General features: G+C 66.4%; 4 protein-coding genes and 1 pseudogene. All 5 read left to right on the forward strand.

The annotated features are described in order from the left end of the window. Positions 1-86 precede the first annotated feature (86 nt). On the forward strand, positions 87-1,940 hold the full coding sequence (locus KWI83_RS35290; RefSeq protein WP_218518462.1) for a hypothetical protein: 1,854 nt from the start codon (positions 87-89) through the stop codon (positions 1,938-1,940). A 4-nt stretch (positions 1,941-1,944) separates the two neighbouring features. Continuing rightward, entirely contained in the window at positions 1,945-3,294 is a 1,350-nt protein-coding gene (locus KWI83_RS35295) for a right-handed parallel beta-helix repeat-containing protein (RefSeq protein ID WP_218518463.1), read from the forward strand. A 187-nt stretch (positions 3,295-3,481) separates the two neighbouring features. Beyond that, entirely contained in the window at positions 3,482-5,557 is a 2,076-nt protein-coding gene (locus tag KWI83_RS40155; RefSeq protein ID WP_218518464.1) for a carbohydrate-binding protein, read from the forward strand. Between the two features lie 10 nt (positions 5,558-5,567). After that, positions 5,568-7,604 (forward strand): glycosyl hydrolase 53 family protein, encoded by a 2,037-nt coding sequence (locus tag KWI83_RS35305; protein WP_218518465.1) that lies wholly within the window; start codon positions 5,568-5,570, stop codon positions 7,602-7,604. Positions 7,605-7,796: 192 nt separating this feature from the next. Then, a pseudogene (locus KWI83_RS35310) lies at positions 7,797-8,090 on the forward strand (glycosyl hydrolase 53 family protein); the annotation flags it as partial. Positions 8,091-8,385: the final 295 nt, after the last annotated feature.

Here is an 8,385-nt window from a genome sequence, read left to right on the forward strand (position 1 = left end):
TGGTCGGCGCCTTTCGAAAAGCAGTCTCCGCACCTGCATCGAGTTCTTCAGGCAGGCACGAGCCCTGCCCCTGCACGGGAGGATCCATGAAACAGTCCATCAAGGTCTCGTTAGCCGGAACCACAGCCGTACTCCTGTCCGCCGTGGCTACGACGCTCGCAGTCGACGCGGGTGCCGCGACGACGACGGACGGCGTCGCGGCGGCGGCCGCCAGACCGATGGAGAACCTCGGCCGCGGCGTCGTGGCCGTGCGGTCGAGCAACACCAGTGTTCTCGTCTCCTGGCGGCTGCTGGGACTCGATCCGGACGGCATCGGGTTCAACGTGTACCGGACCACCGCCGGAGGCCAGGAGGTCAAGCTCAACTCCGCGGTCCTGACCCAAGGCACCAACTTCACCGACACGACAGCCGACTTGACCCGGTCGAACAGCTACCGGGTACGGCCCGTGATCAACGGCGCGGAGCAGCCCCCGAGCGGCGCCTTCACCCTGACGGCCAACCACGCCGTCGAGCCGGCCGTCCGCGTACCGCTGCGCGCCGGTGGCCCGGTGAAGTTCGTCTGGGTCGGCGACCTCGACGGCGACGGTGAGTACGACTTCGTCCTGGATCGCCAGACATCGCCGCAGACACTCGAGGCCTACCGGCGCGACGGGCAGCTCCTCTGGTCGGTCAACATGGGACCGAACAGCACCAACCAGAACAACATCGAAGGCGGATCGTCCACCATCGACGTCGGCCACAACGACGGCGTGACCGTCTACGACTTCGACAGCGACGGCCGCGCCGAGGTCGCCGTGCGGATCGCCAACGGTGTCCGCTTCGGCAACGGCGCCACCTTCACCCACAGCAACAACAACCGCCAGTTCATCGCGATTCTCGACGGCATGACCGGGGCGCCTCGCGCGACCGCTCCCGTGCCGACGGACTACCTGGCGGACGGCCCGATGTACGCCCGGTTCGGTGTGGGCCACCTCGACGGTTCCCGGCCCAGTCTGGTCGCCTTCATGAAGAACCGGAGGGGCAACGGGGCGTTCAACCTCATGATGGGCGCCTGGCAGTTCACCGGCCAGTCCCTGACCCAGCAGTGGAAGTGGCTGCGCGGCAACCAGAACACACCCGACGGGCACAACACCCGCGTCATCGACGTCAACGGCGACGGGACCGACGAGGTCGCCGAGATCGGGTTCGTGCTCAACGGCAACGGCACCCTGCGGTACTCCCTGGGCCCGGCGGGCGTCATCCACGGCGACCGCTTCCACATCGCCAAGATGGACCCCGACCGCCCAGGCCTGCAGGGCTATGGCGTCCAGCAGGACAACCCCAGCGGGCTGCGCGAGTACTACTACGACGCCACCAACGGCTCCATCATCTGGCGGCACACCGCGTCCGGCACCGCGGACGTGGGACGCGGCATGGCCGGCGACATCGACCCACGGTTCCCCGGCATGGAGGTCTGGTCCTTCTCAGGCCTCTACAACGCACCCGCCAACCGCCTCACCGAACCGAACACCTCGCTGCGTCCCTGGCCGCAGCTGGGCCTGTGGTGGGACGGCGACATCACGATGGAACTGCTCAACGACGGCAAGTTCGAGAAGTGGAACCCGAACAACCCCAAGCCCAGCAACAGCCTGGCACGGCTGCTCACCACCTCGAACTACGGCGCCGTCGACGCGAGCCAGAACGTCCAGCCCACCTTCTACGGCGACATCCTCGGCGACTGGCGTGAGGAAGCCGTGTACACCAACGCGAGCTACAACCAGCTGATCATCTTCACCACCGATCACCCGACGAGCACCAGGCTGTACACGCTCGCGCACAACCCCGCCTACCGCAACGCCATGACGCTCAAGGGATACATGCAGTCCCACCACGTCGACTACTTCCTCGGTGCCGGCATGACCCGGCCACCGCGGCCGAACATCACCTACGCCGGGAGATGACGCTGTGAGAACCGCGAAGTTCGTCACCCCTGCCCTCCTGCTCTCGGTGGTCACGGCGAGTTCCGTCGCGATGGTCCCCGGCTCGGCGTCCGCGAGCGGTGCGGCGGCCGGAAACACCTATTACGTCGCCCCGAACGGGAATGACGCCGCAGCGGGTACGCAGGCCGCTCCGTGGGCATCGATCGCCCATGCGCAGGCCGTCGCCAAGGCGGGTGACACGGTTTACTTCCGGGGCGGCACCTACGCCTACACCCGTGCGAACAGCGCCTGTTCGAGCCAGACCGCCAGAGTCGACGCGATCACCCTGAACAAGAGCGGGAGCTCGGGCAACCCGATCCGGTACTGGGCCCATCCGGGCGAGAAACCGGTCTTCGACTTCTCGCGCATGACGGACAACTGCCGCATCAAGGGCTTCAACGTCACCGGCAGCTGGATCCACCTCAAAGGACTGGAAGTCACCGGCGTTCCCCAGAACAACAACCGGAACGCCGAGTCCTGGGGGATCTGGGTCTCCGGCAGCAACAACATCTTCGAGCAGATCAACACCCACCACCACATGGGAACCGGCCTGTTCATCAACGGCGGCGGTGGCAACCTCGTCCTCAACTCGGACGCGCATGACAACTACGACCTGCGCAGCAATGACGGGCCCGGTGAAAACGCCGACGGGTTCGGTTCGCATTACACGCCGGCCGGCCGCGCCGCGAACGTGTTCCGGGGTTGCCGCGCGTGGTGGAACGCCGATGACGGGTTCGACCTCATCTCCACCTACTCGCCCGTGATCATCGAGAACTCGTGGGCCTGGCGCAACGGGTACGTGCCGGGGACGACGACGCCCTCCGGCAACGGAGCCGGCTTCAAGTCGGGCGGCTACGGGGGCGACTACGAAGCCAACGCGCCGAAGCACACCGTCCGCTCCTCGGTGGCGTTCCTCAACAAGGCGGCCGGCTTCTACGCCAACCACCACCCGGTGGCCAACGACTTCTTCAACAACACCGGCTACGGGAACCGCCCCAACTTCAACATGAGGGGAGTCGACTCGCGCGGCGCCGCCGTCGGCCGGGGGAACCTGCGCAACAACATCGCCTCCACCGGAACGCCGACGTCGAACATGGCGGGCACGAACGCCGCGTACAACTCCTGGAACCTCGGGGTCCCCCTGTCGAACTCCGAGTTCCAGAGTGTGTCGACGTCCGGCTGGGACGCGCCCCGTCAGACCGACGGAAGCCTGCCCGTGCTGCCCCACCTCCGTCTCGCGGCGAACAGTGCCCTGATTGACAAGGGCACCGACGTGGGACTGCCCTTCAGCGGAAGTGCGCCGGATCTCGGCGCCTTTGAGGACGATGGAAGGTGACATCTTGAGGCAAAGACCGCGTGTCGTTTCGAAGTACTGGAAGGTGGCCGCCGCCGCATTGTTGTCGCTGGTGTTAGGGGCGCCGCTCTCGGCGAGCACCGCTGCGGCGGAGACACCCGCAACGGAGACATCGGCAACGAGGACATCGGCAACGGCGCTCCAAGACCGGGGTGCCGCTGCTGGACCGGTGACGGATCGCGGCCTGAAGTACCTGGTGTCCGACTACCAGACCCGCACTCCGTCGAAGTACACGGCTGACTCCTGGGCACCCTTCGCCAAGGCGTTGACCACCGCGGCCGGTGTCGCCGACGACACATCGGCCACCACATCGGAGGTCGCTGCCGCGAAGACGGCACTGATGACCGCCGCCGCCGATCTGAAGGCCGCTGACGAGGGCACGTTCCAGACCATCACGAACGACACCTTCTGGAACGACACCGGCGGCAACCCCATCTATTCGCAGGGCGGCGGGGTCTTCAAGTTCGGCGACACCTACTACTGGTACGGCGTGCACTACACCGGCGCCGAGCTCTACCGGGCCAATCCGACGAGGAAGTACGACGGCGACGTCAGGTTCGTCTCGATCCCCGTGTACTCGTCCAAGGACCTGGTGAACTGGAAGTTCGAGAACCGCGTCGCGACGCGCTCCACCGGCGTGGGCAACGGCGCCAACCTGGGTGGTGCGGGCTGGGTCGGGCGGCTCGGTGTCGCGTACAACGAGAACACCGGCAAGTACGTGCTCGCCGTGCAGATGTGGCACACGGGCAGGGGCGGGCACGGCGTTCTGCTGCTGCAGGGCGACTCACCCACCGACACCTTCGACTACGGCTACTTCCAGACCCAGATCACCAACTCGCCCACGACCGGCACGGGGGATCAGACCGTCTTCACCGACGACAACGGCAAGGACTACCTGATCTTCTCCAACCGCGAAGGACGTTCTCGCGCCTTCGTGGCCAAGTTCCGGGAGTCCGACTCGCTCCGGATCGAGCCCGGCGTGGAGATCGGCCGCAACTCCTCCGGCCGCGAGGGCAACGCCATGTTCAAGCTCGACGGCAAGTACTACCACGCGGCGTCGGATCTGCACGGCTGGAACACGTCGGTCAACCATGTCATGGAGTCGACCAGCGGCAACGTCCAGGGTTCCTACACCGGCGAGTACACGCTTGCCGGCACCGAGATGGACTACAGCCACGTGACCCAGACCGGGTTCTTCGTGACGGTCAACGGCACCAAGCAGAACACGGTGATCTACGCCGGCGACCGCTGGGCCGACTTCGCCTGGAACGGCATCGGGTACAACCAGTGGGTGCCGATAACCAAGACCGGCGCGAGGCCGCAGTTCCACTCGGTGAGCCAGTGGCAGTTCAACGTCACGACCGGAGAGTGGCGTGTCGGGCCGGCGAACAACTACGTGCTCAACCCCAATTTCCAGGCCGACCGCATCATCGTCCCCCAGGTGCGGGGGTGGACCAACTTCCGTGAGTCGGGACCGAGTTCGATCGTGACCAACGTCAACGGCGGTGCGAACGGGTCCCGCTTCGGGTTGCAGATCGGCGCGGGACAGTCCTACGCCGGTGGCGTCCGGCAACAGATCACCGTGCCGGCCGGCACCTACAAGCTGTCCCTCTTCGCCAAAACCAGTGGTTCGCTCAGTGCCGCGCAGGTGACGGTCACCGACGCCGCCGGTCGCTCGCGCACGCTCAACGTCCCGGCATCGAGTGGCTGGACTCGTCGTGAGCTCGCGGAGATCCCGCTGTCCGCCGGTACCGCGACCGTCACCATCCGAGCGGCGAGCAACAACGGATACCTCTTCGTCGACGACCTCGGACTCGTAAAGACCTCTGCCGACGCGCCTCCGCCGACGGGGCAGCGTTACGAGGCAGAGACCGCGCCGGCGGAGTGCCAGGGCACGATCGACTCGAATCACGCCGGCTTCTCCGGTAGCGGGTTCTGCAACGGCAATAACGCTGCGGGGGCCTTCGCGCAGTTCACTGTGAACTCCGAGGTCGCTGGTACGGCGACGCTGGGGGTCCGGTTCGCCAATGGCGCCAGTAGCGGTGCGAGGCCGGTGAACCTGGTCGTCAACGGAACCACGGTGGGGACGGTTTCGTTCGAGTCCACCGGTGCGTGGACGACGTGGTCGACCAAGACCGTGACCGTCTCGCTGAACGCCGGCAGCAACACCATCCGGTTGGATCCGGCCACGGCAGCCGGACTACCCAACGTCGACCACCTCGATGTCGGTGCCGCGGCTGCCTGACATCACCGGCGTGACCACGGTGCGCTGCACAACGAGCAGTGCCCATGAGAACGACGGCCGAACCGCGTGCGAAACAGCACTTGCCGCAAGTAAGTCACATCGTCAGGAGAAGGACATGAGCAGTAAGCGTCTGCCCCGCGTCATCGCGGGCACGACGACGTTGGTCACCATGGTGTCCGCGACTTTACTCATGGTGCCCGCGCCGGCCCATGCGACCTTCGGAACCGCGGACATCAAGCCGATCGAAAGCAATATCGCTGCCAAGCCCTGGGCCTCGGCGACGGCCAGCAACGGCTCGTCGAACGCCGGGCTGGCCATCGACGGCGACCCGACGACGTCCTGGCACCCCGGTCGTGCCGGCGCCCGGCAGTGGCTCACCGTCGACCTCGGTGGAACCTACGACAACCTGCGTAAGGTCAAGGTGATATTCCCGGACCGTGGCGTGGCCTACCGGTACGTCGTCGAGGCTTCATCCGACGGTCGCCGGTGGAAGACCATCACCGACAGGTCCCACAACCGAGCCGTGTCACGAGGGGAAGTGCACCTGTTCACCCGGCCGGAAACGCGCTTCGTCCGGCTGATGTTCACTGGTGGGCCGGGCCGTGCCCGGGCTGGTGTCAGCGAGCTCCAGGTCTTCAACTACCTACGCAACGACCTCACCCTCGGCGCCGATCTGTCCTGGATGGACGACGTCCAGGACCAGCAGTACTGGGTCGACCCCCTGGCCGAAGACCGCGGCGCCGGGCCACACCTGCTCGACGTGGCCAAGGATCGTGGCATGCAGCACACACGGCTGCGGATATGGAACGAGCCGCGCAGCGAGAGCACCGGTCAACCGACGCCGATACCGCGCCAGGGTCCGGAGCGCTCACTGGTCTCAGCGAAGTGGATCAAGCAGCGGGGCATGGGCCTGGGTATCGACTTCCACTACGCGGACTCATGGGCGGACCCGAGCAAGCAACCGAAACCACGCGCCTGGGCCGAGCTGGAGTTCGCGGACCTGTCCCAGGCCGTGTACGACTTCACCGCCGACTATCTGGACCGGTTGATCCAGCAGGGCACCACGCCGGAGAAGGTCGCCGTCGGTAACGAGATCATCAATGGGTTCATGTACGGCAGCGAGGCGGCCCACATCGGCACGACGAATCCGCCGTATTTCGTCGACCAGGCCGACATCTACCAGTCGAAGCCCGGCGGTGGCCTGCTGTGGCGGTACTGGCGGTCGACCGACCCGGTGGAGCAGCAGCTCTACGACCAGGCGTGGGACCGGTTCACAACCCTGGCCGCGGCCGGGATCAAGGCCGTCCGCGACGCGTCACCGACATCCAAGGTCGAGATACACGTGATCGTCGACAAGGACAAGCTCGCCAAAACCATGGAATTCTGGCACCAGTTCCTCACCCGGGTGAAGGCGAAGGGTCAGAACCCTGATGTGCTGGCCATCTCGTACTACCCGGAGTGGCATGGTACGCCCGAGGCGCTGGATCTCAATCTGAACACCATGGCCACCACCTATCCAGGCTACGAAATCGACATCGCCGAAACCGCCTACCCCGCCTCGGGCGGCGACGGCTCGCCGGTGCCCAACTCACCCTACCCGCGAACAATTCAGGGGCAGGCGGACGCTATCCGGAGGGTATTCCAGGCCGCCAACGACGTGGTCGACAACCGAGGTTCAGGTGTGCTGGTGTGGGAGCCGGCCGGCTACCAGCCGATGTTCCGGGCCGTGCCCGGACTGGCGAACACGTGGGAGCCGCACGCGTCCATCAACGTCTTCAACGCCAGCCGCGCCAAGCACATCCTCCAGGACACCATCTACACCGCCACCGTGGTGGGAGCCGCCCCGAAGCTGCCCTCCTCCATCCACATGCTCACCACCGCCAACAACACGATCACCAGTGTCCCCGTCCGCTGGCAGCCGTTGCCACCTGGCGCGACCGACAGGCCGGGCGAGGTGACAGTCACCGGGATGACCGACACAGGACCGGTCACGGCGGTCATCGACGTCGTTCCCAGACGCGGCGAACACGACTTGACCACCTCATAGCCTCCATCGCCAAGCGAAGGACCAGGAAGCGGATGGATTGTATGATGCGGGGTCGTCCTGGGCGTTTCGGCCGGGATACGGCGGTGCGACGTCGGCGAAGCAGGTCGCGATGCCGGCATGGGCAGATCAGCAGACGGAGTCCATGCAGGGTTGGCGCGGTAGCCGGGCCGGCAGGCGTGGGCCAAGACCGCGTACCCGTACACCACGGCCGACCACGACGGCACCGGCGACATCATCACCGCTTCACACCAGTGCTCCGGTCACTCGGCCACCCCCGCCGGGCAGCAGGCCAACGTCGCCGCCGTGCAGAACACCGCCCGCAGCGCCGGCACGACCGGGATCTTCTACTGGGAATCCACCTGGCACGCGGTCCGAGGCAACGGCTGGGACCCGGCCGACATCAACAACTGCGGCAACGCCTGGGAGAACCAGGCCGTCTTCGACCCGAACGGCCGCACCAACCCCAACATCCGGTGGCTTCCCTGACAAACCGCCAACGCTCCTGCCGCCCCTCGCGGGTGGAGGAGCACCCACACCCGCTTTCGCGCCGCGCGTCCAGTCGACCTGCCGCCGACTGGACGCACCCGGCAACGGGCCCAGCCGAACGCCAATCGCTACACCCATCCCTGCACCCAAGGAGACATCCATGACCATGCAACGACGGACATTCCTCAAGATGAGCGCGGCCGGAGCGACGGGCGTGGGTCTGTCCCTGCTCGGCGCGGGGCAGGCACCAGCCGCCGTCGGGCCGTTGGACACGGCGCCGACCACTCCGTTCGCG

The sequence above is a fragment of the Streptomyces sp. TRM70350 genome (genome assembly GCF_019219825.1).
Classification (GTDB): Bacteria; Actinomycetota; Actinomycetes; order Streptomycetales; family Streptomycetaceae; genus Streptomyces.

Coding starts and splice junctions, on each gene's coding strand:
- KWI83_RS35290 (WP_218518462.1), top strand. CDS start 87: ATGAAACAGTCCATCAAGGTCTCGTTAGCCGGAACCACAGCCGTACTC.